Raw genomic sequence first — 23,708 nt, forward strand, 5'->3', positions numbered from 1 at the left:
TCATAGTTATACTTTCAAAACAATAACAAAAAGGCAATCAGGAGGGTTTAGTTGTGTCCAAAAAAAGTTTAGCAAGTTTATCTGCGGCTGATATTTCTGGTAAACGCGCCTTGGTGCGGGTTGATTTTAACGTTCCTGTGGATGATCAAGGTAACATTACCGACGATACTCGCATTCGCGCTGCGCTGCCAACCATCAAGGATTTGACCGAAAAGGGCGCTAAGGTGATTTTAACAAGCCATTTTGGTCGTCCCAAGGGTGTAACTGAAAAATTGCGTCTAACGCCTGTTGCCAAGCGCCTTTCTGAGTTGTTGGGGCAAGAAGTCGTCAAGACTGATGATTCTATTGGTGATGAAGTTGCAGCTAAAGTTGGCGCGTTGCAGAATGGCCAAGTGCTGTTACTGGAAAATGTCCGCTTTTATCCAGAAGAAGAGAAAAACGATCCTGAATTTGCAAAAAAGTTGGCAGCTAATGCTGATTTTTATGTAAATGATGCCTTTGGGACTGCACACCGCGCCCATGCTTCGACTGAAGGTGTAACCAAGTTCCTCAGTCCTTCTGTGGCTGGATATTTGGTGGAGAAGGAATTGGAATATCTGCAAAATGCGATCGAAAATCCCCAACGTCCTTTGGCGGCTATTATCGGTGGTTCCAAGGTTTCTAGCAAAATCGGCGTAATTGAAACTTTGTTGGAAAAGTGCGACAAACTGATCATTGGTGGTGGGATGATTTTCACCTTCTACAAAGCCCGTGGTTTGAGTGTGGGTAAGTCTTTGGTGGAAGAAGATAAGCTGGAATTAGCGAAGTCTTTGGAAGCTAAGGCCAAAGAACGTGGTGTGGCTTTGTTGCTACCTACAGATATCGTCTCCGCAGATAAGTTTGCGCCTGATGCTAATGCTACTACTGTCAGCATTGAAAATATCCCTGCCGATGGTATGGGTTTAGATATTGGCCCTGATTCTGTGAAGGTTTTCCAAGCGGCTTTGGCTGATTGTAAGACTGTGATTTGGAACGGGCCTATGGGTGTGTTTGAGTTTGATAAATTTGCTGCGGGTACGGAAGCGATCGCTCATACTCTAGCAGAAATCGGCAAAACCGGCACAACTACCATTATCGGTGGTGGTGACTCTGTAGCCGCTGTGGAAAAGGTAGGTTTGGCTGATCAAATGAGCCACATTTCTACTGGTGGTGGTGCTAGTTTAGAGTTGTTGGAAGGTAAGATTTTACCTGGTATTGCAGCTTTAGATGATGCGTAAGCTGTTAAATTCCGTTAACTAATGACAATTTGAGTAGGGGTGCGCTATGCCGTACCCTTGCCTTTGTCTATAGTTAATAATTATAGCAGCACCAGAGTTATATTAAGTGATGATGTAATGGCCAGAATTGAAGAAATTTCCGTCAAAAACTATAGGGTTTTGCAGAATATTACCCTAAAAGATATCAAACCTTTTTCCGTTTTTCTTGGTCCTAATGGTAGTGGCAAGACTACTTTTTTTGATGTCATAGGTTTTCTTTCAGATTGCCTCACTACTAATGTTAGAAAAGCCTTAGAAAAGCGGGGAAGATTTCAAGAAGTCATTTCCCGTGATTGTGAAAATCAGGAGATTGAAATTGTAATAAAGTATCGTGAGGCTAAAGATTCTCCTAAAATCACATATACAGTTGCCATTGCTGTACAAAATGGAGCGCCAATAGTTTCTAGAGAAGCTCTTAAATGGAAACGAGGTTCTCATGGTAAACCATTTGATTTTTTGAAGTTTGAAAATGGAAAAGGTGAAGTAATTAGTGGTGAAAATCCAGAAATAAATGACAGTAGAATCCCTTATCAAATGGATGATCCAAGTTCTCTAGCGATTAAAACTATTGGGCAATTGTCTGATAACCCACGTATTGCTAGTTTACGACGTTTTATTGAAGGATGGTTTCTCTCTTATTTCATACCAGATCAAGCTCGTCAATTAGCAACTTCTGGTGCAATGGAACACCTCTCTCGTGAAGGAGATAATATTGCCAATGTAGTTCAATACCTTGCTGATGAACATCAAGAAACTTTATCCAAAATTTTGAAGTTACTGGCCAGTCGTGTTCCCCAGTTAGAGAAAGTAGAATCTGAACCAACAATTGATGGTAGATTGGCTCTTTTATTTAAAGATGCGCCTTTTACTAAACCATTTTTAGCAAGGTTTTCCTCAGATGGGACACTCAAGTTACTAGCATATTTAATATTATTGAATGATCCAAACCCACCTCAGCTACTTTGCATTGAAGAGCCAGAAAATGGTCTGCATCACAAGCTTCTTGACTCTTTGAGCGAAGAGTTAAAGGCATATTCACAACGCGCACAAGTTTTTGTTTCTACTCACTCTCCATTCTTTGTAAATACCATCAAAGATGCCAAACAACTTTGGATTTTTCAACGTGATGATAATGGCTATGCAACTGTTACAAGGGCTGATCAAATCCCTAATGCTAAACATTTTATAGAGTCCGAAGCAGGTTTAGGTGATCTCTGGTCTGAAGGATATCTAAGAGGATTACCTTATTAGTATTAGCAATTATGCACATCGAGTTTTTAGTAGAAGAATCTTCAACTGCAACTGCTTTAAAGTTTATTGTCCCCAAAATTATAGGTGATATACATACTTTTGAAGTTCATAATTTTGGCAATAAAAATAGCCTTTTAAAAAGATTACCTGAACGTATGAAAACTTATGCTAGTTTTATACCGGATGACTGGCGAATAGTGATTTTAGTAGATGAAGATAGAGCAAATTGTCAAGAATTAAAAAAGAAGCTCTGTGATGCTAGTAGTGTTGTAACTACAAAAAAAGGAAATATTGTTCTTCATCGAATTGTTGTAGAAGAACTTGAATCTTGGTTTATAGGTGATGTAGCAGCAATCAGGGCTGAATATGAAAAAATCCCTGTTTCTTTATCCCAGCAAGCCAAATTTCGTAATCCAGATGCTATCAAAGGTGGGACATGGGAAGAATTAGATAAGATACTCAAAAAGTATGGCTATGAGACAGGGTTGCAAAAAATTGACTTTGCCCAGAAAGTATCGCCCCACATGGATGTAGAAAACAATCAATCAAGAAGTTTCCAAGTTTTTCGTGATGGATTAAGAAGAATTATAACCTGAAAAAACTACTTAATTTATAACCTTGCTATCCTAGAAATAGCAAACTTCAAGGAGAAAACAAATCATGGAAGAATTACTAGAACTCAGAGAATTAGTCCTTGCTGGCAACCTAGAAGCGACTCTATCTTTAATTGATGAATTAGAGGAAATCAGCAAAGAAGATAAAATCAATAAAATTTATAGCTATTGTGTAGTGCTTTTAGTTCATTTAATTAAACAACAGGCAGAAAAAAGGACAACTCATTCTTGGGATGTTTCCATTCGCAATGCTATTGACGCAATTGATCGGATCAACAAACGCCGAAAAGCTGGAGGATATTACATGGACAAAAAAGAAATAGAAGAAATTTTAGCAGAAGCTTATAATCGCGCTTTAGATAATGCTTCTTTAGAAGCTTTTGGCGGAATTTATGATGAATTAACCTTAAAAAATATGGTAGATCAAGAATTGATTTTCAAACAGGCATTAAATTTTATTTTTAATTAAATCAAGTGCGATGGCCATCAATGAAAAAATACTTTTACTATTTATTATCTACAATTAATAAACAAAATCTAGGAGAATAATATGGAAATACAAACTCGTAAACATACTTATACACCTGAAGAATATTTAGAACTAGAAGAAAAAGCACTTTATAAAAGTGAATATCGGGATGGAGAAATTGTACCTATGACTGGTGGGACTGGTAATCATAACAAAATTACACTAGCTATTGCTGCTATTTTACTCTATGCTCTCAGACGCAAAAACCATGAAGTTTTTATGGGAGATATGCGTTTATGGATACCAGAATATAAAGAATATACATATCCTGACGTAATTGTAACTGATGGAAAGGTTCTTTATACAGGTAAAAATAATACTACCGTTACTAATCCTTTATTAATTGTTGAGGTATTATCTAAGTCTACAAAAAATTATGACCAAGGTGATAAATTTACTTTTTATCGTTCTATTCCGCAATTTAAAGAATATGTTTTAGTGGAACAAAATCAATATCAGGTGATGCACTATAGCAAAACTAATGACGAAGAATGGATTTTTCGGGAATATAAATCTGAAAATGATCTTGTTAAGTTACAACATCTTGATTTTGAAATTAGTTTAATTGACATTTATCAAGATGTTAATTTTGAGGATAAAGAATAAATAATGCCATCAATTTTAAACCATCCTCTTAAAAAAAGCGTTGAATGGTGAGTTATGAAAATAGAAAGTATGCGTCTAAAAAACTTTAAAGCTTTCAAAGACGTGGAAATTAAAAAAATTCCTAAAATGTGCGTTTTTGTCGGTGCAAATGGTACAGGTAAAACAACCCTTTTTAATGTATTTAGTTTTTTAAAAGATGCTTTAACTGATAATGTTCATGTTGCCCTCACTAAATTAGGAGGAAGTAAAGGATTTCAGGAAGTAAGAAGCCGCAATTCAACCGGACCGATAGAAATTGAATTGAAATTTCGTATTCCTCAAGGTGAAAAATCCCCATTAGTTACCTATTCTTTAACAATCAACGAAGAAGATGGTCGCCCTATAATAGAAAAAGAGATTCTTCAATACCGAAGAGGTAGTAAAGGTCAGCCTTGGCGATTTATTGATTTTTCCAAAGGCAAGGGACAGGCTGTTATCAATGAGCCTGATCAGGTTATAGATGAAAAAGAATTAAAACGAGAAGACCACGAGTTAAAATCTCCAGATATCCTTGCATTGAAAGGTTTGGCACAATTTGAAAAATTTCCGGCAAGTAAAGCAATTGGTGATTTGCTTGAAAACTGGCATATTTCTGACTTTTACATCCAACAAGCGCGACAAGAAAGGGAATCGAGTTATGCAGAACACCTCTCAAAAGAGGGTGAAAACTTAGCAAGTGTGACAGAATTTCTCTATAGAAGACACCCTGATATTTTCCAGAAAATCATTGAAAAGCTGAAACAACGAGTTCCTGGTATCAGCGAAGTTGATTCAAAAATTACTGAAGAAGGGCGGGTATTGCTGCGGTTTAAAGATGGCGATTTTCATGATCCTTTTTTAGCGCGGTATGTTTCTGATGGAACTATCAAAATGTTTGCTTATTTAGTGCTTTTGTATGACCCAAAACCTCATCCACTGCTATGTGTGGAAGAACCAGAAAATCAACTTTATCCTAAACTTCTTTATGAACTTGCAGAAGAATTTAGAGAATATGCACGCAAAGGTGGTCAGGTTTTTGTCTCCACTCATTCCCCTGATTTTTTAAATGGTTGCGAACTAGAAGAGGTATTCTGGTTACAAAAAGAAAGAGGTTATACAGTAGTCAAGCGAGCGAGTGATGATGAACAAATCACAACATACATGAATGAAGGTGATAAACTTGGCTATCTCTGGCGGCAAGGTTTTTTTGAGGGGGCAGACCCGCTATGAGAGAGCTTGTTTTTGTATTAGAAGAACCATCCGCAAGAGCAATGATTCAAGGAATTTTACCAAATATAATATTAGAAGCAAATATAAATGTTAGGTATATTGTTTTTGAGGGTAAACAAGACTTGGAAAAACAGATAACACGAAAACTTCAAGGATATAATAATCCTAACGCAACATTCATCATTTTACGTGATCAGGATTCTGGCGACTGCCAAATAATTAAAACCAAACTTAAACAAAAATGCGAATCAGCAAATAAGTTTCAATCTATTGTGTGTATTGCGTGTCGTGAACTAGAAAGCTGGTATATTGCTGATTTAGAGGCGGTGGAAAAAGCTTATGATAAAACCAATCTTTCATTGCTGCAAAATAAAAATAAATTCCGAAATCCTGATATTCTTGAAAGTCCATCAAAAGAACTAAAATCGCTAGTGCCTGAATACCAGAAAATAAACGGCTCAAGAATCATAGCACCTTACTTGAATCTTGAAAACACACGCTCCCGCAGTTTTTATTACTTTATTAATTCAATCAAAAAAATTATTCAATCTTAAAGTGTTCAAATTAGAATAAAGTATTCCTCGTCGTTATTTCCCCTTGAACCTACTTATTACTGCTTTAGATTAAGTATAATTAAAAGTGTAAAAGATGAAGCATGAAACTTCATCCCTACGACTATATTTAAAACAACCCCAAGCCAAATTTAAACAGCAGGCTTTTCATATAAACGCAAAAGACTACCATTCACCATAGATGCAGCATCAGACGCAAGCCAAGCGGTAAACTCACCAATATCCTCAGTTGTAATCCAACTTGGTTGACTCTGTTCTTGACTAACACGAGTTGCTACCCAACTATGGATAATAACTTCATTAATTCGCACACCACTATTCTTATTTTCAGCTATCAATATCTGAGCTAACATAAGTTGTCCAGCCGCTGGAATGCTGACTAAACTAACATTAGGAACGGGATTTTCCGCTGCTGCTCCTCCTATGAGTGTGTAACTAGCGCCCTTTTGTTCTTTCAAAAGAGGCAGAAAAGTACGAGCAGTGATAAAATGACTGGTTAAATTGCTATTCAGGTATTGTTGCCATTCAGCGATTGATACCTGTGTTATCGGCTTGTTTCCAAACCACCAACCTCCAAGGGAAGCAACCACAGCATCAAGTTTACCAAACTGCTTGAGTATTTGGTCACGAATGCGTTCTGCATCTTCAATTTGGCTAATTTCTCCGACGATGGGAATAAAATTGTCGGGTGTGGCAATGTCACCTAAATATGTGCGTAGTTCCTCTAGTTTTTCGGCTTTACGAGATGGGACTGCAACGATCGCACCAGCTTTGAGAAATGACCGCACAATGCCTTCACCTACATTACCTGCACCGCCGGGGATAAATACGACTTTACCTGCTAATTTGCTCATAATTAAGCTCCTTTTGTTTTTCTAAACAGATATTTAAGCAGCCAAAATCCCACCATCTACTGCCAGAGTATGACCATTGATAAAATCAGCAGCATCAGAACAAAGCCAGAGAACAGCATTAGCAATGTCATCAGGTTGTCCCAAACGTCCAGCCGGCACAAAACTTTCAAAAGCTTTAGAATTGCCGCCTGTAGCCTGATTTAGCATCTCAGTTTCAATAGGGCCAGGAGCAATCGCATTAATCCGAATTTTTTGGGCTGCATATTCTAATGCAGCTGATTTTGTCAGCATCACCACAGCAGCTTTTGAGGTGTCATACAGGGAAAGTCCAGGTGATAATGGACGGAAACCGTTAATAGATGAAGTGTTAACAATCGCTCCCCCATTCCCTTGAGCTAACATCTGGGCAATTTCGTATTTCAAACAGAGAAAAACACCCTTAACGTTAACTCCAAAAAGTCGGTCATAAGCTTGCGCTGATTGGTCTGCTAACAAGGCATTTTCCCCCAGCAGTCCCGCATTATTAAAGGCGATATCAAGGCTACCAAAGGTATTCACTGTGGAGTTAATGAGTGCTTTTACATCTGCCTCTTGAGCTACATCTGCTTTCACAAATAAACCGTCGCTACCAGCTTCACGAATGAGACGGGTAGTTTCATTACCTTCTTCTTCCCGTCTACCAGCCACTACAACCTTAGCCCCTGCACGAGCAAATGCGATCGCACTTGTGCGTCCAATTCCAGAAGTTCCACCCGTAACTAGGGCAACTTTGTTTGCTAATGAGTTCATTGTCTTTACTCCAGTTCCAGCACTACAGTAGTCTGATTGAATGGAATTTTTTTGACAAGTAGGCACTTTATGGTTCCCAAGGAACAGCGTCCAATTCTCCTGAGTCAAGACTGCCCTGTACGACAAATGCTTGATATAGTGGGAGATAAATGGACACCACTAATTTTGTGTATCCTGCGTTCTGGAACTATACGATATGGTGATTTTCAACGCCAGATTCCGGGAATATCCAAAAAGATGCTGACGCAAACTCTCAGACAGTTAGAATCAGACGGAATTGTTGAACGTACTGTTTATCCAGTCGTACCGCCAAAAGTAGAATATAAACTTACGCCCTTTGGTGAAAAATTAATTGAACCCATCGCCGTATTAGCAGATTGGGCTTGGCAACATCAAGAGGAATTAAATCTTATTTATAAACGTAACCGGATGTAATTACAGCAGGAGTCAGGAGTAATATCATGTCCATTTGAATACTTGTCATTTAGACTGACGCGGAGACACGGAGACACGGAGACGCGGGGAAAATTAAGAATTACCTGTTCCCTGTTCCCTGTTCCCTGTTCCCTGTTTACGAATTACGAATTACGAATTACGAATTATGGTGTTGGTGTGGTTGTAGGTGTGGGTTCTTCTGTGGGTGTTTCCGTTGGTGTTTCTGTTGGTTCTGGTTCTGGGGGATTTTCTGCTCTGACAGTCAGTTGATAATCTACGGGTTCTGAGGCTGTGGAAACAACGACAAATTCATAAAATCCTTTTTCTGGTAATGTCTTGGATACAGTCCGCTGTTGGGAATCTTCTAAAAATACGATTTTCCCAGAGGGAGAATAAATTGATAGTAATATTTTTGAATTTGCTTCTAGCGTAACTTCCATAATTTGATCTTTGGCTAGTCCAGCAATGAAAACTTTACCTCTTCCTGGTTGGAGAGTTCCACTGACTGTTTTACTTGTACCACCTTCAGGAAAGACTATTCTTTGAAATGCGCTGTTGGCAAGAATAGCGTTAAGTTGATCATTTACAAATCCGTACCAAACTTGCCCAATGGGTTGGTTAATAAAATCTTTACCTCGCTGTTCAGGAAATTCACGTAAAAATGCAGCATCACCTAAATCATATAAAGAACGACTACCAACGTTGACTTTATTAACTTCTACTTTCCAGCGATCGCGTTCTGCGGCTGTGTAAGTTCCCAGTTGACGACGGGAGTCAGAACTGATTGCTGACAGCTTTTCTAGGACTTGGGCGGCGGTTTTATCCCATTCTGCCCGCAAATTTTCATCTTCTGGATCATTGCTGAGGGTACGTCCTTTTAAATTGGGGTTTTTCTCCCTAAATACTTGATTAACTAAACTAATATAAAAGTTATAATCTATACTTAATTGTTGACGGCGAGCGCTCAATTTTTCTTTGCGTTGTTTTTCCTCTGGTGAATAATTGACTTCGGGTTCGGGTGACTCCGTTTCAGTCGGGGTAGGACTAGATGTAATTGTCGGGTTGCTTTCTCCTATATCTCTTGTGCGGCTATGGAATCCCCACCACAGTAAACCTGCGCTGGCAAATAAGGCTAAGGTAACAATAAAGACGTTGGTTGCTGTCCAAATACTTGGGGTTTGCGGAGTGGGAGTAAGCACAGGTTGGGGTGCTGGGATTTTGGGAGGAGAAACTGCAACAGTTGCAGATATGGGGGGTTGTGTGGGGGTAGGTGGTTGTGTAGCGGGATAATTAACCGGTTGCGGGTTAAGGGCTTGAATAACTTGACGGGCTGATTGATAGCGATCGCTCACGTTTGACGATAACATTTTATCTATTATTTGTCCCAATGCCGGACTAATGCTCACTTCCCGCCGCCATTGCCAAGATAAATCATAAGTATCAATTAACTCTTGAGGTTGTTTACCTGTCAGTAAAACTAACACTGTCACTGCTAAGGCATATAAATCACTTTGGGGAGACACTACCCCGGTTTGCATTTGTTCTGGGGGTGCAAATCCGACTTTTCCCAATAGAGTTGCAGGTGTGGGAGATGCCATTGCTCCGGTTTGGTAATATTGAGAAGCGACGGTTGCAGCAACTTGTTTGACACCACCAAAATCAATTAATACTGGTAATTGATCAGCATTGCGAAGCATTAAGTTATCAGGAGAAATATCCCGGTGAATTACACCAACTGAGTGAATGTATTCCAATACGGGTAAAATTTGCTGTAATAGCTGACGAACTTCTATCTCTGTAAATCTTAAACCCTGCTGTTTACGGCTATTTAATAAAGAATTATAAGTTTCCCCATCTACATGATCTTGTACCAAAAATAAGTGTTCTTTCCCTTGCAAATTGATGTGTAATAGTTCTCTAAATTTGGGAATTTGGGGATGTTGCAATTTATAAAGAACACTTGCTTCTCTCTGAAACAGTTCTTCGGCTTTTTGGACAACGTAGGGAGTTTGAACTTGGGGAGAGAATTCTTTTAAAACACAAGGTTCTCGGAAACGGTTGATATCTTCAGCTAAATAAGTACGTCCAAACCCTCCTTGTCCGAGTTGACGTACAATAACATAGCGATCGCTTAAAGTTAGTCCCGCTTGAATACCAGAAGCTATACTCTTCTCTAATATTTTCTCCCCACATTGGAGACAAAACTTACTACCAGACGGATTTTGATGTCCTTGAGAACAATACATATTAGTCATTGGTCATTGGTCATTGGTCATTGGTCATTGGTCATTGGTCATTGGTCATTGGTCATTGGTCATTGGTCATTAGTCATTGGTCATTGGTCATTGGTCATTGGTCATTAGTCATTGGTCATTGGTCATGTTGAACAGGGAAATTGCTGATTTTTAATTTTTAGTTTTTAATTTTTACGCGCTTGACTTACTTTATCAGCTGCGATCGCATACCATATTTGCAGAAAGGTCTGTTGGTTTAGTTTCCCACGCTCTTGACCAGGAAACAACGGTTCAAATTTCTCATAAGTTTCTGCTTTGAGTTCATCAAGGGACTTATACTTCTTTAACTTACCTTCCCTCGCTAATTGTCCCCACTGATCATAATCTTTTTTAGTATAACTTCCCAATTTACGCCGCGCAGATTCACTGAGATTTGCCTTTTCTATGTTTTTTAACAAATCATCAGCAATACTGTTCCATTCATCACGTAATCCTGCATCTTGAGGATCTCCACTCAAGCTGCGTCCTTTTAGTTCTGGTTTGCGAGTATAAAATATTTCATTTACTGTTTTAGTAAAAAAGCTGGAAGAAATTTCTAATTGTTTGAGACGACTAAAAACTTCGTTAATGTTGCGCTTTCCGTTTTTGTTACTCACTGGTTGACTAGCTGGGTTTCCTCCTAAGGGAATTTGCGGTAGGGAAATTTCTGGAACTGTAATTGATGTTACTGAACGAAAAACATAGTTTCCAGCCGCCCAAACACCAGCACCAGTTAAAACAATGGCGCTAGTTCCCAAAAAGCTGACAGCAAAAGGACGCAGCCAAGCCGGCATGGGTATTTGTTGAACCACAGACTGAGTCTGGCTATGGAATTTACTACTAATAGCTTTAGCATTTTTTATACCTGGTGCAGCTACCATTGTTTTCAGCTTAGTCATATAAGTATTCTGGCTTTTGACAGGATTTAGTATAGTATTTGCTGTATGGAGAGAAGATGGTGCGGGTAAATCTTTGAGAACTTGATCAGCTTTTTGATAGCGTTGGTGTAACCCGCCGTAGGCATCGCTCGGTTTATATGCCAACATCTTTTTGAAGACAGTTTCTAGTTTGGGACTAACCTTAATTTCCTTTCCCCAATACCAAGTCCCGTTATAACTATCGTAAAGTGACTGTGGTTCCTTACCCGTCAGTAAAACCAAAGCCGTTACAGCTAAAGAGTATAAATCACTACTTTTAAATACTTTCCCCTGAATTAACTGTTCTTCAGGTGCATAGCCCTTTTTACCCAATAAAGTCCCCTCACCACTTAACTGGGTTCGCCAAAAACCCTGAGAAGCTGGTAATTGTTTCACTCCACCAAAATCAATCAACACGGGTAAATTATCACTTTGGCGTAAAATCAAATTATCTGGTGAGATATCGCGGTGAACAATATCTAGAAAGTGAATGTAAGTCAGCACAGGAAGAATATGATGCAGGAGGTTAACAACTTCCTCCTCACTAAAAGATTTCCCCAGACTTTGACGTTGTTGAAATAATTGGTAATAATTATCACCTTCAATATAATCTTGGACTAAAAAGAAAAAATCTTTAGTGCCAATTTTGGCTTGAAACGACGAGTGAAAACGCGGAATTTGAGGATGTTGAATTTTTTTTAATACACTTGCTTCTCGTTCAAACAGTTCTTTGGCTTTTTGTAAATCCTGTGGTTTGACAACTTGAGGTGCAAATTCCTTTAATACGCACTTTTGACGTGATTTTTGCCTATCAATAGCTAAATAACTGCGTCCAAAGCCACCTTGCCCCAGTATACGCGCAATTTCATAGCGATTATCTATCACCTGTCCCACAGTCAGCGGTAATGCTTCCCCGCAGTGAGTGCAAAAACTGTGACTGCCCTTATTTGCGTGTTTTTTACTGCAATATACCAGCATGGTACGGAAGGATAAATTGACCAATTTGAGATTTGGGATTTTAGATTGTATCAGATGGAAACAATATGACATAAAGCAGGTTGTAACTGTAAAGACTTTTCACGTTTTTACCAGTTCCCCTTTCCCAGAAAGTCAATATTTCCAGATATTATTAATGGCTACAACAGGTAAAAAGCACTTTACGCAGATTTGTTGCAGAAATATTCAAAGCTGTTTAAATACTGATCTCGTTCCCAGTTTCTGACTGGGAATGCAAACAAGAGGCTCTGCCTCTACTTTACATGGAAGGCAGAGCCTTCTAGAATCCATTCTCATACAGAGTATGGGAACGAGAGAAAATTGACTAAACAATAACTCTCTTCTCTACTGCTATGAAGCGTATTGAAGCTTTTTATGGCTGACCAAGGAAATCTCGTTTGCCAAGTTCTACACCACTGTGTCTGAGAATGTCATAGGCTGTTGTGACATGGAAATAAAGGTTTGGTAAAATAAACATCCTCACCATCCTGTCAGATATTAATCCCAAGGACTAAAAACATTAACAGATGAGAAACCGAAATCACTAATATTACGAGTAACAATTATGAGGTTATTTTCAGATGCCGTAGCAGCTATTAAACTATCCATAATTGGTAGTTTTTTCCCTTGTGCTTCAGATTGACCACAAATTGTTGCCCAAGTATCAAGAATATTCTCATTTAACGGTAAAGTTCTATTATTAAATCTTTGTTCAAGTTTTTTTAGCCATTGCTCTAGTTTTTGATAGCGACTTGGTTGAGATTTTTCTATTTTCACAATTCCTTTTTTGATTTCAGCTATAGTTATAATGCTAATGAATAAACTACTTTCTTTTTGCTCATCTATCCAGTTAATAACTTGTTGATTGGGTTGTTTTTTACATATTCAGAAATAACACAAGTATCTAATAAATATTTCATAATGTAATATCTCTACCTGTGTCTTGATCTCGTTCAAACAACGTTTCAGTTTCTTCTAATTCAGGTAAAAGAAGTAATTCCGATAATTTAACTTGAGATTGATTTGATTGAGCATTTTTATGTGTTTCTAATTCATATAACCAACGTTGAAGAATATTACTTTGTTCTTCTATTGGTAAAGTTTTAACTGTTTCTATAACTTTTTGGATTAATTTTGTCGTCATAATATAATAATAGGGAATCATGGTATTTATCTATTATAACTATAGCTGCGCTCTCTATCTCTACGAGAGGCTACGCGTAGCTTCCCCGGAGGAATACGCCGTAGGCATCGCTCAGGAATAAATTTCTGTCACAAGAATTAGAAATTCCTGAATCAACCCATTGGGCTAATGGGCATTATCTAAAATTTAACCCCTTGGTAGGGGCTAATTTGAGCTATTTAGGGCTGACCTAGGAAGTCTCGTTTGCCAAGTTCTACACCGCAGTGTCTGAGAATGTCATAGGTTGTAGTAACGTGGAAATAAAGGTTTGGTAAAACAAAATACAGGAGAAATGGCATTCCTTGAAAAGATAGAGTGCTACCACCCGCCTCTAAGGTAATTGTTCTTTCCTCTGAACCGTCGATTTGCTCAGGTTTAAGCGTATTTAACTGAGAGATAGTTTTCTGAACTCGGTCAATAAGTTGAGGGAATGTGGTTTCATTGTCCTCAAACTTAGGCGCTTCTATCTCTGCTAGTTTTGCAGTACCTCTGTTTGCTACGTCACAGGCAATTTGTACTTGTCTTGATAATGGAAACATATCTGGGAATAGACGACTATTAATCAACACAGAAGGATCTATTTTTTTTGTTTCTGCATATTCAGCACCTTTTTCAAGAATAGCTATCAGGTTATTCAGTGAGTGAATAGATACGGGTACTGTAGCTTTGTACATGGAAATGGTCATTGATATTTCTCCAGAAAGAGTTCAAACAACTTTGATATGTCCCATCTCATCTTAAAGGATTAATTAACAGTAGGTAAAAAGCCAATATTTATTCTGGGAGTTGCCAAAGCTACTACTAGCTAGAATTTTTTGATCAGGACTCAGCGCTATTGCCTCTACCGGAGTTGCATCACCTCTAAAAGATAGCTGGAAAATTGCATTTATAGATAAAATACTCACAAACAGCGACCAGATTTTTTCCACGCACAACTTTTATGAAGCACGAAATACCGACGGAAAGGGCAATTCTGGCATTAGAAAATTTTTTGTCTACTCCCTTAGAAGAGAAACTAGTAGAGCATCTCGATATACCCAGCGAAGAATTAGCGATCGCACTCTTTCAACATATAGCTGTTACTGTACCCGCTTATCAAGCATTTTTAGCAGAAAGAGGCATCAATCCCCAGACTATTCAAACTGTCGAAGATTTCCAAAAAATTCCTACAATCAATAAAGAAAATTATATTTCCCGTTATTCTTTACCCCAATTGTGTAATAATGGAAAATTAGGAAGCTGTGATATGATCGCGGCTTCCTCTGGCTCAACGGGCAAACCCACATTTTGGCCGCGTTTTTATACAGATGAACTACAAATAGCCACCAGGTTTGAGCAAATTTTTCACGATAGTTTTGACGCAGACACCAAAAACACCTTAGCGGTAGTTTGTTTCACCTTGGGAACATGGGTGGGGGGAATGTTCACCACTAATTGCTGTCGTCATCTCGCTACCAAGGGCTATCCTATCACAGTAATTACTCCGGGCAACAACAAAACCGAAATATTGCGAGTTGTGCAAGAACTAGGTAATCATTTTGAGCAAGTTGTCCTCTTAGGATATCCGCCATTTCTCAAAGATGTTATTGATACGGGTATTGCTGCTGGTGTGCAATGGCAGCAATATCAGATTAAATTAGTGATGGCCGGAGAAGTATTTAGTGAAGAATGGCGAAGTTTAGTTGGTGAAAGAGTAGGTTCTCAAAATCCCTGTTACGATTTTGCTTCCATGTATGGAACAGCAGACGCAGGAGTTTTAGGAAATGAAACACCTTTGAGTATCTGCATTCGGCGGTTTCTAGCGGAAAATCCTGATGCTGCTAAAGCATTATTTGGAGAATCTCGATTACCCACATTAGTACAGTATGACCCCTGTATTCGCTTTTTTGAAGTTGAAGATGGGAATTTGCTATTTTCTGGTGACAATGGCATTCCCTTAATTAGATATAACATTTTAGATCATGGCGGGTTAATTAGTTACGAAGAGATGCTAAAGTTTTTAGCAAAATGGGGATTTAATCCCTTAGAAGATCAAAATCTCTCTTCTTCTACTCACGACTCACCCAGAGGAATTCATCAATTACCTTTCGTCTATGTTTTCGGAAGGTTAGATTTTACAGTTTCCTATTTTGGTGCCAATATCTATCCAGAAAATGTCACAGTTGGATTAGAACAACCGATAATTAGAGAATGGGTAACAGGTAAATTTGTTTTACAAGTAAAAGAAGACGCGGACAAAAATCGGTTTTTATCTGTAGTTGTGGAATTAGCACCAGGAGTGAAGAGTAACAAAAAGAAGAAAGAAACTATAACCTCTTCCATTCTTTCCCAATTGTTGCGTTTGAATAGCGAGTTTGCTAATTATGTTCCCTCAGAATATCAAACACCACAGGTGACATTAACTGCAAATGGAGATGCAGAGTATTTTCCTATTGGTGTCAAACACCGATATACGAGGAAGTAAAATCCATAGAAAAAGGATGTAGAGACCTTGCATACAACGTCTCTACAGGATCATCTATTTGTGCAAAAGGTCTAATGATGTCGTCTATTGTTTCTATAATAACGACATCTATAATACCTGCCATGATAATATCTGTAACGATTTCTACCAAAACAAGTCCGATAACGTCGAACTTGGGTAGTTGTATGACGACGATAATTATGAGTTGCAGAATCAGCATTTTCTGCAATACCCAACACTGAAATAGACGCTATAAAGGTAGCGAGAAGTAGTGATGTGATACGTTTCATGAGGGTAATTTGAAGAATCAGTGATAATTTCTACAAGCAGAGGATTTTTACGAAGCGGAGATTCCACAAAGCTTTGAATAGATATTATCATAAAAACCTTCAAAATTATCCTTCATACTTTTAAGGCGGATAATTGGTAATTGGTAATACAATTTTGGATTTTAGATTTTAGATTTTAGATTTGGGATTGTCAAAGACTTTCTGCATCAGTATCTTGTAGAGAAGCGTGATTATGTATTGGCACAAATCAAGAGCAAGATGCTGAACTCTGACTCTTATATTCAATTTTAACTTAATATTTATGAGAATTTAATGTTTTATTAAACTAATTATGTAGGAGTTAATTTTATTGCCGTAAATTTAACTTTTTTTAATCAATAAATACCTAAGTCATAGTTTTCCCTTAACCTAAAAATCGAATGATACTATAGGCGATGTTTAATAGCTAGTAAATTTAGTTTTTCTTAAAATTATCTAATACATACAATTTTAGAAAAACTCATTTTTACAACTATTAGATATTGTCGATAAATGCTTTTGAACTAATTGATTAAAAAGCATTGCAATTATAAATTGAGGAATTTTATGACTACTGCATCATTCGATACAACTCAGCCGGCTCAAGTACAGGGACTAGACGGTTATACCGTAGATCCTATCTTTACAGTTGGGGAAACCATAGACGGTTATACTCCTCCCGGAATTCTCGATGGTACAGGTGCGTTTGAACTAAATGAAACTACAGTTCGAGTCCTGGTTAACCATGAATTGGCTAATAATGTTGGCTATAAGTATACCTTAGAAAGCGGTGCTTCCCTACCAGGCGCACGAATCAGCTATTTTGATATTGATAAACGCACACTGCAAGTAGTGGATTCAGGTTTGGCTTATGACACCATTTATAACCGCGCTGGTGACGTTGTAGAAGAAGCATCTGACCTAGAATTTGAGGGTATTAACCGTTTTTGTTCAGCGAACTTGATTGAAGCCAACCATTTTGGCACTGGTAAGGGTTTTAGCGATCGCATTTATTTTACTGGTGAAGAAACCGATGGTGGGTCATTATTTGCTTTAGATACTGCTACTAATGAACTGTGGGCTTTACCCTGGTTGGGTCGTGCTGCTTGGGAAAGCGTAACTGAACTTGATACTGGCAGCACTGATAAAGTAGCTTTGTTGATAGGTGATGATCGTGGACCGGCTCCATTAATTCTATACGTTGGCGAAAAGAATGCTAATGGTGATGGCAGTTTCTTAGATCGCAATGGACTAGCTGAAGGCAAATTATATGTCTGGGTTGCTGACGATACAGCAAATGCTTCAGATGCAATTGAAGCTGATCCTAGAGATTTTAATGGCAGCGGTAACAGCACAAATGGTCAATTTGTGGAAATTGACTACTACCGTCCTGATCTAGCTGGTACTCAAGGTTACGATGCTCAAGGTTTTGCTACCCAAGAGAAACAAGATGCGTTAGCAGCAGACGTTGATGCTTTCTTATTCTCTCGTCCTGAAGACGTAGCTACCAACCCCTTTGATGGTACTCAAGCAGTTTTGGCTTCCACTGGCCGTCCAGAAATCTTTGATGGTAAAGATACCTGGGGTACAACTTATAAAGTTGATGTTGACTTTGGCGCAACTGAAATCAAAGCTAACCTGAACATCCTTTACGATGGTAACGATGAAGGTAAGAAAGATTTGGGTCTGCGTAGTCCTGACAACTTAGATTGGGCTGATGATGGTTTAATCTATCTTCAAGAAGACCGCGCTATTGGTGCTGACCTTTTTGGTGCAACTTCTGGGGAAGAAGCTTCTATCTGGACTATTGATCCCTCCGCTGCTGATCCTGCTGCAACTGCGACCCGCATAGCACAAATAGATCGCTCTGGAGTACCTTCAGGCCAAACCGATTCTAGCCCCACCGATATTGGTAACTGGGAAAGTTCCGGTATTCTTGATGTTTCCACACTGTTCGGTAACGCTCCTGGTACACAGTTTATCTTTGATGTGCAGGCTCACAGCCTTCGTGATGGCTCCATTATTACCGCCACCAACATTGATGGGAATGGAGATGGAACCGCAACTGCTAACGAAAACCTGGTACAAGGTGGTCAGTTGGCGTTCCTTATTGCTCCCAATACTTCCCTGATTCAAGACAATAACCTAGTTACAGGAACACCGGGTAAAGATGACCTAGTAGCTGGAGTTGACTTTGATGGAGTCAATGACACAGTGTTCTCTGGTGCAGAGAACGATACAGTAGATGCTCCTTTTGGCGGCAGTTTAGCTGGTAACAATCGCATCTTTACAGGTAGTGGTGAGGATAAAATCTTTGCTGCTGATGGCGATGACGCTTTTAGTAGCAGTGGAAATGACGAATTCTATGCTATTGATGCCAGTGGCTACCGTTTCTCTGGTGGTGTAGGTAATGATGAATTCTACTTAGGTGCAGATGGTCGCGCCCTAGGTGGTGTAGGTAATGATAAATTCTACGTTGTTGAAGGTGGTGGTAATTTACTCTCTGGTGGTGCAGGTGCTGACCAATTCTGGATTCTGACTGGCGATTTACCCAGTGCTGCTAACACCGTTGTTGACTTTGAAATCGGTACTGATGTGTTAGGTATTGCTGGTCAAGGTGCAGGTTTTGACTTTGCAGACTTAACTCTGAGTGGTAACAGTATTGCCGTTGGTGACAAAACTATTGCTATTCTCACAGGAGTGAATACCACTAGTTTGACTGCTGCTAATTTCGCTTTTGAATCATAAATTAATTTAGTACCACGGGGTTGATTTAGGCGGTGCTTTAACAGTTTAGGCAACTTGGGAGAGGAAGAGTTTTCTTCCCTTTCCCATTTTTTTTAGCAATCAATAGACCTCTTGCAGAATTATTTTTATGTATAGCCGTGGACAGGGTGGTTAGGACATCAATTGATAATGAAACTCTCACTACAAGAGGGTTTTACTCCTGACTCCTGACTCCTGCTATATCTGCCAACATGGAATGCTCCCGTTTGCTATTTCTGGATGTCAAATAATTGCCGATATAATTCACAACTTGGGATCACTTTATCTTTTAACTGTTTGATCAGTCCCATACTGCTTAATTTATAAGTTGTGAGTGGATCTAACGATATCGGTTGTTTTGCATTGATAACTGTATTTAACGCTTTTGCTAATTCAGGTTGTTCTTGCAATGTTACTTGATGACGCTGTAAGTGAGAGGAATAAATTCCCTTTGATGTCGCTGCTGTATCCAGGAATTGAGCAAAGGTCATTTCCCCCCGGCTGAGATGATAAATAGCCAGATGTACTAATGCTGGATGTCCTTCTAGCAAAGCCATAAGTTCTCTAGCTTCCTGGTTATCAGTCCAGTTCAGCCCATAGCATTGAGCTAACTGTTGCACCTGTTCTAAATTGAAGCTACTTAACTCTATTGGCAATCCTACATTAAATGGAGATTGCTTTAACTGAAGAGGTACATAAATTTCAGTTGAGTGAACGATAATCAGCCGTAATTTTTGCCAAATTGGTTGTCTTTTAGCTTCTTCATACCAGGAACGAAACAAAGGTAAAACATCTTTTGCTACATGAGGATGTTCAAAAATATAGTTGACTTCATCCAAGGCTAAAACGAGAGGAGTATCAATTTGGTTTAACAGATGATTGCGAACATATAGAGAACAACTAATTTTGCTACCGATATCTTCATCCCAATAGTCTTCTAATTTTGGTTCCAACTGAAGTTGACGGGTAACATTGGCACATAGCCAGCGCAAAAATCGATTCAAATCATTCAAAATTACATCATCAATTTGTTCTAGATTTAAACTAACAGTGCGATAGCCTTGGTTAGTAGCATGATCCAAGGTTCTTAGTAGTAAAGATGTTTTACCCATCTCTCTAGGGGCTTTAATTCTGACTAAAGCTCCAGGTTTTCTAATTTCTTCATAAACTTGCTTCTCAATTGCGGCTCGTTTGATGTAAAAAGGAGAATCAAGGGGAACTGCACCACTTGGGTAACAGGGAGAATAGAGGGAGTTATCCATATTTTCTATAGACAAAGGACTATAGGGGCTAATGGATACAAAGACGGTTTCTGAGGTGTCTTTGAGCCTATTCAACCCTGAATTAGAGATTTGTATTGTCAGCTTTTGATTTACCCAATCCAAATTAAAGACTTTCGCATAGATTGGATTTTTGACTACTAAACTTCCTTGATGTTGGGCGACAAGTCCCGATAGCCGCAATTCTAGATACTCAGGGGAGTTGTGATCAGGGATTTTTCCCTTTTGTATAATCTGCTGATATAGCTGCAATAATTGTGTGCTTTTGGGAGTATTACGAAGTAAGCGATCGCGTATCGTTCTTAAATGCTCTGGTTCGTCCTGACTTTCCCAATTTTTGATAATTTTGTTCTGGACAATTTGCTCTATCCACTGCGATTCTTCACCATTTTGCCGAGGAGAAAATTCTGTATTGTTATTGCAGCGATTTACAATTAACCAACACAGTTTTTGAGTCAAAAAAGGTTGCCCATTAGTCCAATATAAAACTTCTTTTAACACTGCTTCTGGGTTACTAACTTTTCCTATTAATCCTTTTGCTAAAGGTTCGCTATCTTTGATTTTAAATCCTTGCAATTCAATAGCTCGACCGATGTTAAAAGGAGTGGAATAGTGTTTGTCTTGAATTAAATCTGAAGGCGTAGCTACCCCCAACAAAGCAAAAGATAATCGCCTGTAGTCTGGCTTGTGCGCTCGATTTTCGTAGCAGTGGCGAATCAGGGCAAAAAATTCGTCAGTGGAAAACTTTAAACCCAGTACATTATCAATTTCATCAATAAAGATAACTATTTTTGCTTGAATCTGCGTTAATAATACAGTTTCAATAAATTGATTTAAGCACTGAATAGGAGAAAGATCATCCCGTTCTTTTAACCAACTACGCCGATTTATTTGGAGCTTAAACCCGCTGACTAATTCTTGAATAATTCCCCCATACCATTGGGGCGCAGTAATTTGTTGGCTACCAATACCGCTTAATTCAATCTCTGCACAAGCAAATCCTTGAGTTCGCAATTTATCCATTGTTCGTACTCTTAAGCTAGACTTCCCCATCTGTCTAGCGTTGAGAACATAGCAATACTCAAGAGCTAATAACCCTTCGTAAAGTTCGGTGTCAGCCTGTCGCACTACATAGGTAGGGGCATCAGGCGGGAGACTACCACCTGGTTGATAGGTGGCGTTGAGTTTGGCAAACATTGGTATTTTTTAGAAACTTAAACCCTGGTTCAGTGTTAATTGTCACATGGTTTTAGGTTTTTGAATGACTGAATTTAACTGAATTATGGAATTGACAAGCGAGATATTATTTGAACACCCATTATATATATCCATAATCTTCCAGCTTTTTGTCTGGTGCATAATCACTCAGGGTTTAAATAATGAACAGGAAGTCATATATACAAGCGAACCCAGAACAAGAACTTTTATTCGGCTTGTCAGAGATAGAATTCAGGAATGTCTTGCCAAAAAAAAGCCAATTCAGAGATTTATCTTCAAATAATTGTGGGGATTTTTGGCAATTATGGGAATCATATCAAGATGATTTTTACAATCTTTGTCTAAAGTGGATGGGAGGTAATTCTCATGATGCTGAAGATGTACTAAATCAGGCAATGCTCAAAGCCTGTAACGAATGGACAAAACAGATAAATAAAATTATATATCCCCAATCTTGGTTAAAACAAATTATTTATAATTTCTGCATGGATTTGCATCGAAAACGCAAACGAGAAGCCAAAGTAATTGAAAACATTGAAGATATTGAATTTGCAGATCATCCAGGATTTGCTTCTCAGCTAGAAATTCCTGAAACCAATATTTTGAATTTGGAGATGGGAGCATATCTGTACCATCAAATTGAATCTTTACCTGAGAGATTGCGTTATCCTTTTATTTTACATTGCTGCCAAGACAAATCCTATCAAGATGTCGCCAAGCAACTCGCCCTCTCGGAAGAGAATGTTCGCAAACGCATTCAACAAGCACGAGAGATTCTAAAAAAGCAGTTAAATAGCTATCTTGCAGGGGAAGATAACACTCCTATTGATTCCCTTTCATCATCCTTAAAAAACGTAATTCCGATAATGGAAGAGTTTCAATCTAATGAAACAATGATTTGTAATTGGGAATCATCAATACCCACAAAAACCCAGCAGGAAGAAATTAACTATCAAGTAGCTGTAATATGCCTGGAAAGCTTACCACATCATTGGTACGGTTCACCCAATTCTCTGGGCTACAGATGAATTTTCACCTTGTCTTAGAGGATTGAAAAGTCTCTGATTGTGTATCAAATATTTTCAGATCCCCCTAAATCCCCATAAGGGGGACTTTGAAGAATTTAGCCCCCCTTTTCAAGGGGGGGGTTGCTCACAAGGGTAGGTATTTTACATTGTCGTGAGGGCAAGACTTGGGGGACAAGGAAGGACAGTGGACAAGGGAGGAAAACCGTACAAAATCATATTCTCTTGGTAACAAAAAGACCATTGTGCGGAGAAAATCTTCCTTGTCTACTTTCCCTCCTTGTCTTCCTAGTCCTGCCTTAACAGATAATATTAAAAACCTACCCTTGTCAGGGGGGGGTTGGGGGGATCATAAGTGTCTCATATTACAACAAAAAACTTTTGAAACACCCTCTTAGAGGATGGAAAAGTCCCTCATTGTGTATCAAATATTTTCAGACCCCCCTAGCCCGGAATCAAAGTTCCCCTTAAAAAGGTTAGCCAGTGCGGTCTTGGGGGTTTAGCCTATGAGCAACTGGCGTGGATTTAGGGGGATCTACAAGTGTTAAATACCACCCGAAACTTTATGGCTACGCCACGCAAGCTATCAAACAACCTCTAAGAGGATTGAAAAGTCTGCTGAGTAAGCTTTATGGAGGTTAAAGGTAGATTTTGGTGGAGAAAATTTGCCCGTAACTCGAAAAATTCCCAAATTGGAGTGCGGAAACGTCCAATAAATAGAAAACTACTAATCAACGTAAATTGTAACAAAAAAGGTATTTTCGTATGAGTATTGTAAAAAAAACTACTAGCGGTTCTAATCGCTTGCTCTTGTAGGGTGCGTTGACTCTCTTCGTAACGCACCTTCTCAATTACCGGTACGATGTCTACAATGCTGCTGCAAGCAGATCGCACTTCTTAAATAATTTCAAAAAAGCGATCGCTTTTATAGAGAGATAATGGTGAAACACTTACTGTATGCGATCGTACTTAACCCCCAATCTGATTACCAACCGTTATTCCTATTTTTATAAAAAAAATTATGTTTAGTTACTTCTCTAGAATATAGCTGTCCTAAATCTAATTATTAATCACCAATCACCACG

At 38.7% G+C, this 23,708-nt stretch carries 23 protein-coding genes; 12 read left to right on the forward strand and 11 right to left on the reverse strand.

Annotated features, from left to right (window positions below):
* The first annotated feature begins 53 nt into the window (after positions 1-53).
* The 7 genes from H6G59_RS18450 (at position 54) to H6G59_RS18480 (ending at position 6,097) form a co-directional block, all read left to right on the forward strand.
* Positions 54-1,256, forward strand: coding sequence for a phosphoglycerate kinase (locus tag H6G59_RS18450; protein WP_190716961.1), 1,203 nt, complete (start codon positions 54-56; stop codon positions 1,254-1,256).
* A 63-nt stretch (positions 1,257-1,319) separates the two neighbouring features.
* Positions 1,320-2,546 carry an AAA family ATPase gene (locus H6G59_RS18455; protein ID WP_199332073.1) on the forward strand — a complete coding sequence of 409 codons (1,227 nt, stop codon included), beginning with the start codon at positions 1,320-1,322 and terminating at the stop codon, positions 2,544-2,546.
* An 11-nt stretch (positions 2,547-2,557) separates the two neighbouring features.
* The gene (locus tag H6G59_RS18460) at positions 2,558-3,142 is read left to right on the forward strand and encodes a DUF4276 family protein (protein ID WP_190716963.1); all 585 of its coding nucleotides are present in this window, start codon (positions 2,558-2,560) and stop codon (positions 3,140-3,142) included.
* A gap of 64 nt (positions 3,143-3,206) precedes the next feature.
* Positions 3,207-3,629: a DUF29 family protein gene (locus H6G59_RS18465; RefSeq protein ID WP_190716965.1), complete on the forward strand. Its 423-nt coding sequence runs from the start codon at positions 3,207-3,209 to the stop codon at positions 3,627-3,629.
* Between the two features lie 81 nt (positions 3,630-3,710).
* Positions 3,711-4,295 carry a Uma2 family endonuclease gene (locus H6G59_RS18470; RefSeq protein WP_190716967.1) on the forward strand — a complete coding sequence of 195 codons (585 nt, stop codon included), beginning with the start codon at positions 3,711-3,713 and terminating at the stop codon, positions 4,293-4,295.
* Positions 4,296-4,349: 54 nt separating this feature from the next.
* Positions 4,350-5,543: an AAA family ATPase gene (locus H6G59_RS18475; RefSeq protein WP_190716968.1), complete on the forward strand. Its 1,194-nt coding sequence runs from the start codon at positions 4,350-4,352 to the stop codon at positions 5,541-5,543.
* Positions 5,540-6,097 (forward strand): DUF4276 family protein, encoded by a 558-nt coding sequence (locus tag H6G59_RS18480; RefSeq protein WP_190716969.1) that lies wholly within the window; start codon positions 5,540-5,542, stop codon positions 6,095-6,097. Before H6G59_RS18475 ends, H6G59_RS18480 begins: the two co-directional genes overlap by 4 nt.
* A 149-nt stretch (positions 6,098-6,246) precedes the next feature.
* Here the strand turns inward: H6G59_RS18480 and H6G59_RS18485 are convergent, their stop codons facing one another.
* Both H6G59_RS18485 and H6G59_RS18490 read right to left on the reverse strand, forming a co-directional pair.
* A complete protein-coding gene (locus H6G59_RS18485) occupies positions 6,247-6,969 on the reverse strand; it encodes an SDR family NAD(P)-dependent oxidoreductase (protein WP_190716971.1) in 723 nt (240 codons plus the stop codon).
* Between the two features lie 33 nt (positions 6,970-7,002).
* On the reverse strand, positions 7,003-7,758 hold the full coding sequence (locus tag H6G59_RS18490; RefSeq protein ID WP_190716973.1) for a glucose 1-dehydrogenase: 756 nt from the start codon (positions 7,756-7,758) through the stop codon (positions 7,003-7,005).
* A 69-nt stretch (positions 7,759-7,827) separates the two neighbouring features.
* On the opposite strand from H6G59_RS18490, the gene H6G59_RS18495 reads away from it, so the two are divergent.
* Complete coding sequence (locus H6G59_RS18495) at positions 7,828-8,193, forward strand: winged helix-turn-helix transcriptional regulator (RefSeq protein ID WP_190716975.1); 366 nt, start codon at positions 7,828-7,830, stop codon at positions 8,191-8,193.
* A 164-nt stretch (positions 8,194-8,357) separates the two neighbouring features.
* Here H6G59_RS18495 and H6G59_RS18500 read toward each other — a convergent pair whose 3' ends face one another.
* A complete protein-coding gene (locus H6G59_RS18500) occupies positions 8,358-10,448 on the reverse strand; it encodes a serine/threonine-protein kinase (protein ID WP_190716977.1) in 2,091 nt (696 codons plus the stop codon).
* Here H6G59_RS18500 and H6G59_RS27640 point away from each other — a divergent pair.
* A complete protein-coding gene (locus tag H6G59_RS27640) occupies positions 10,448-10,579 on the forward strand; it encodes a hypothetical protein (RefSeq protein ID WP_277924642.1) in 132 nt (43 codons plus the stop codon). The two genes, H6G59_RS18500 and H6G59_RS27640, sit on opposite strands and share 1 nt — an antisense overlap.
* Positions 10,580-10,612: 33 nt before the next feature.
* On the opposite strand, the gene H6G59_RS18505 is transcribed toward H6G59_RS27640, so the two are convergent.
* The 5 genes from H6G59_RS18505 to H6G59_RS18525 all read right to left on the reverse strand — a co-directional run bounded on the left by H6G59_RS18505 (position 10,613) and on the right by H6G59_RS18525 (position 14,248).
* Complete coding sequence (locus H6G59_RS18505; RefSeq protein WP_190717057.1) at positions 10,613-12,361, reverse strand: serine/threonine-protein kinase; 1,749 nt, start codon at positions 12,359-12,361, stop codon at positions 10,613-10,615.
* Between the two features lie 391 nt (positions 12,362-12,752).
* Positions 12,753-12,866 carry a DUF1993 family protein gene (locus tag H6G59_RS18510; protein WP_277924643.1) on the reverse strand — a complete coding sequence of 38 codons (114 nt, stop codon included), beginning with the start codon at positions 12,864-12,866 and terminating at the stop codon, positions 12,753-12,755.
* A gap of 11 nt (positions 12,867-12,877) precedes the next feature.
* Positions 12,878-13,264 (reverse strand): type II toxin-antitoxin system VapC family toxin, encoded by a 387-nt coding sequence (locus H6G59_RS18515; RefSeq protein WP_339327976.1) that lies wholly within the window; start codon positions 13,262-13,264, stop codon positions 12,878-12,880.
* A 31-nt stretch (positions 13,265-13,295) separates the two neighbouring features.
* Positions 13,296-13,523, reverse strand: a complete 228-nt coding sequence (locus H6G59_RS18520; protein WP_242038915.1) for a hypothetical protein — start codon at positions 13,521-13,523, stop codon at positions 13,296-13,298.
* Between the two features lie 218 nt (positions 13,524-13,741).
* Complete coding sequence (locus H6G59_RS18525) at positions 13,742-14,248, reverse strand: DUF1993 domain-containing protein (protein WP_190716981.1); 507 nt, start codon at positions 14,246-14,248, stop codon at positions 13,742-13,744.
* Positions 14,249-14,502: 254 nt separating this feature from the next.
* Here H6G59_RS18525 and H6G59_RS18530 point away from each other — a divergent pair, with 254 nt between their 5' ends.
* Positions 14,503-16,026, forward strand: coding sequence for a phenylacetate--CoA ligase family protein (locus H6G59_RS18530; RefSeq protein WP_190716983.1), 1,524 nt, complete (start codon positions 14,503-14,505; stop codon positions 16,024-16,026).
* A gap of 71 nt (positions 16,027-16,097) precedes the next feature.
* Here the strand turns inward: H6G59_RS18530 and H6G59_RS18535 are convergent, their stop codons facing one another.
* Complete coding sequence (locus H6G59_RS18535) at positions 16,098-16,316, reverse strand: hypothetical protein (RefSeq protein WP_190716985.1); 219 nt, start codon at positions 16,314-16,316, stop codon at positions 16,098-16,100.
* A gap of 585 nt (positions 16,317-16,901) precedes the next feature.
* Here H6G59_RS18535 and H6G59_RS18540 point away from each other — a divergent pair.
* Positions 16,902-19,082: an alkaline phosphatase PhoX gene (locus H6G59_RS18540; protein ID WP_190716987.1), complete on the forward strand. Its 2,181-nt coding sequence runs from the start codon at positions 16,902-16,904 to the stop codon at positions 19,080-19,082.
* A 248-nt stretch (positions 19,083-19,330) separates the two neighbouring features.
* On the opposite strand, the gene H6G59_RS18545 is transcribed toward H6G59_RS18540, so the two are convergent.
* Positions 19,331-21,577: an AAA-like domain-containing protein gene (locus tag H6G59_RS18545; protein WP_190716990.1), complete on the reverse strand. Its 2,247-nt coding sequence runs from the start codon at positions 21,575-21,577 to the stop codon at positions 19,331-19,333.
* 182 nt (positions 21,578-21,759) lie between these two features.
* On the opposite strand from H6G59_RS18545, the gene H6G59_RS18550 reads away from it, so the two are divergent.
* On the forward strand, positions 21,760-22,626 hold the full coding sequence (locus H6G59_RS18550) for an RNA polymerase sigma factor (RefSeq protein ID WP_190716992.1): 867 nt from the start codon (positions 21,760-21,762) through the stop codon (positions 22,624-22,626).
* 594 nt (positions 22,627-23,220) lie between these two features.
* On the opposite strand, the gene H6G59_RS18555 is transcribed toward H6G59_RS18550, so the two are convergent.
* Positions 23,221-23,517: a hypothetical protein gene (locus H6G59_RS18555; RefSeq protein ID WP_190716994.1), complete on the reverse strand. Its 297-nt coding sequence runs from the start codon at positions 23,515-23,517 to the stop codon at positions 23,221-23,223.
* Between the last annotated feature and the right edge of the window lie 191 nt (positions 23,518-23,708).

This window comes from Anabaena lutea FACHB-196 (genome assembly GCF_014698305.1).
GTDB classification, from domain to species: Bacteria; Cyanobacteriota; Cyanobacteriia; order Cyanobacteriales; family Nostocaceae; genus Anabaena; species Anabaena lutea.

Excerpts from the sequence above, each read along its gene's own strand:
- H6G59_RS18500 (WP_190716977.1), bottom strand. The coding sequence starts at position 10,448 with ATGACTAATATGTATTGTTCTCAAGGACATCAAAATCCGTCTGGTAGT.
- H6G59_RS18540 (WP_190716987.1), top strand. The coding sequence starts at position 16,902 with ATGACTACTGCATCATTCGATACAACTCAGCCGGCTCAAGTACAGGGA.
- H6G59_RS18460 (WP_190716963.1), top strand. The coding sequence starts at position 2,558 with ATGCACATCGAGTTTTTAGTAGAAGAATCTTCAACTGCAACTGCTTTA.
- H6G59_RS18475 (WP_190716968.1), top strand. The coding sequence starts at position 4,350 with ATGAAAATAGAAAGTATGCGTCTAAAAAACTTTAAAGCTTTCAAAGAC.
- H6G59_RS18495 (WP_190716975.1), top strand. The coding sequence starts at position 7,828 with ATGGTTCCCAAGGAACAGCGTCCAATTCTCCTGAGTCAAGACTGCCCT.
- H6G59_RS18485 (WP_190716971.1), bottom strand. The coding sequence starts at position 6,969 with ATGAGCAAATTAGCAGGTAAAGTCGTATTTATCCCCGGCGGTGCAGGT.
- H6G59_RS18510 (WP_277924643.1), bottom strand. The coding sequence starts at position 12,866 with ATGGTGAGGATGTTTATTTTACCAAACCTTTATTTCCATGTCACAACA.
- H6G59_RS18535 (WP_190716985.1), bottom strand. The coding sequence starts at position 16,316 with ATGAAACGTATCACATCACTACTTCTCGCTACCTTTATAGCGTCTATT.
- H6G59_RS18470 (WP_190716967.1), top strand. The coding sequence starts at position 3,711 with ATGGAAATACAAACTCGTAAACATACTTATACACCTGAAGAATATTTA.
- H6G59_RS18530 (WP_190716983.1), top strand. The coding sequence starts at position 14,503 with ATGAAGCACGAAATACCGACGGAAAGGGCAATTCTGGCATTAGAAAAT.
- H6G59_RS18480 (WP_190716969.1), top strand. The coding sequence starts at position 5,540 with ATGAGAGAGCTTGTTTTTGTATTAGAAGAACCATCCGCAAGAGCAATG.
- H6G59_RS18520 (WP_242038915.1), bottom strand. The coding sequence starts at position 13,523 with ATGACGACAAAATTAATCCAAAAAGTTATAGAAACAGTTAAAACTTTA.
- H6G59_RS18525 (WP_190716981.1), bottom strand. The coding sequence starts at position 14,248 with ATGACCATTTCCATGTACAAAGCTACAGTACCCGTATCTATTCACTCA.
- H6G59_RS18545 (WP_190716990.1), bottom strand. The coding sequence starts at position 21,577 with ATGTTTGCCAAACTCAACGCCACCTATCAACCAGGTGGTAGTCTCCCG.
- H6G59_RS18490 (WP_190716973.1), bottom strand. The coding sequence starts at position 7,758 with ATGAACTCATTAGCAAACAAAGTTGCCCTAGTTACGGGTGGAACTTCT.
- H6G59_RS18505 (WP_190717057.1), bottom strand. The coding sequence starts at position 12,361 with ATGCTGGTATATTGCAGTAAAAAACACGCAAATAAGGGCAGTCACAGT.
- H6G59_RS18465 (WP_190716965.1), top strand. The coding sequence starts at position 3,207 with ATGGAAGAATTACTAGAACTCAGAGAATTAGTCCTTGCTGGCAACCTA.
- H6G59_RS18550 (WP_190716992.1), top strand. The coding sequence starts at position 21,760 with ATGAACAGGAAGTCATATATACAAGCGAACCCAGAACAAGAACTTTTA.